The organism is Synechocystis sp. LEGE 06083 (assembly GCF_015207725.1).
Taxonomy (GTDB): Bacteria; Cyanobacteriota; Cyanobacteriia; order Cyanobacteriales; family Microcystaceae; genus Synechocystis; species Synechocystis salina.
This window is the reverse complement of the sequence record NZ_JADEWJ010000474.1, coordinates 1-1,034: the sequence shown is the minus strand read 5'-3', so window position 1 is coordinate 1,034 and position 1,034 is coordinate 1. Positions and strand designations below refer to the sequence as shown.

The following is a 1,034-nucleotide window of genomic DNA, read 5'->3' as shown; positions in this document are numbered from 1 at the left end:
CCCAAAACGCCTTTCCCGAAATTAGGGGGGTGTGGATTACTAACAATGACACTGTTAGATTTTTAGATGAGAATCGCACTACTGAATCCATTAACCTCCTGGCGGATCTAAACTTCAACACCATCTACCCCGTAGTCTGGAACTCCGGCTATGTGCTCTACGAAAGTGAATTTGCTAAAAGGGAGGGATTACAGCCCTTTAGCCCCAGGGGAGACCAGGGTCAGGATGTGCTAGCAGATATCATCGCCAAAGCCCACCGCCGCAACATGTTGGTTTTGCCCTGGTTTGAATTTGGCTTTAAGGCTCCCCCCATGTCGGAACTAGTTAAACGCCATCCTTGGTGGTTTACCCAAAAGCGAGATGGCACCAAAACGTCGGTGAGTGCCGCTGGAGAAGTAATGTGGATGAATCCTTTCCACCCCCAGGTACAGGCTTTTATCACCCAACTAGTCATGGACGCGGTCAACAAATACGATTTGGACGGAGTTCAGTTCGACGATCACACCGCCCTGCCCAACGAATTTGGCTACGACAATTACACCATTTCCCTATACCAACAAGAAACCAAAAAAACTCCCCCAAGCAACCCCAAAGATCCCGCCTGGATTCGCTGGCGAGCCGATAAGATTACTGCTTTCATGGTGCAGTTAAATGCTCGCATCAAAGCTGCTAAGCCTAATATTCTCGTATCCGTTTCCCCTGCCACCTATAATCTCGCTTACAACACCTTTTTACAAGACTGGTTGGATTGGATCCGCAAAGGGATTGTTGACGAAGTAATAGTTCAGGTTTATCGCACTTCCCTACCCACTTTTACCGAGCCGATCCAGCGGGCTGAGTTTCGAGAAGCCAAAACCCGAATTCCCACCGCCGTTGGTATCCTCACTGGATTGCCCACTAAGCAGGTTCCCATGCCCCTGGTGAATGATAAAGTGTATGCGGCCCGGGCCCAGGGCATGGGGGCTTCTTTTTTCTATTACCAAACCCTCTGGGATGTTGCACCGGAAGAAAAAGATTATCGCATTCAGTCCTTT

At 49.2% G+C, this 1,034-nt stretch carries 1 protein-coding gene; it reads left to right on the top strand.

Going from position 1 to position 1,034, the window contains the following annotated elements:
* Positions 1-29: 29 nt before the first annotated feature.
* On the top strand, positions 30-1,034 hold a 1,005-nt coding region (locus tag IQ219_RS19835; protein ID WP_368667643.1), incomplete at its 3' end, for a family 10 glycosylhydrolase.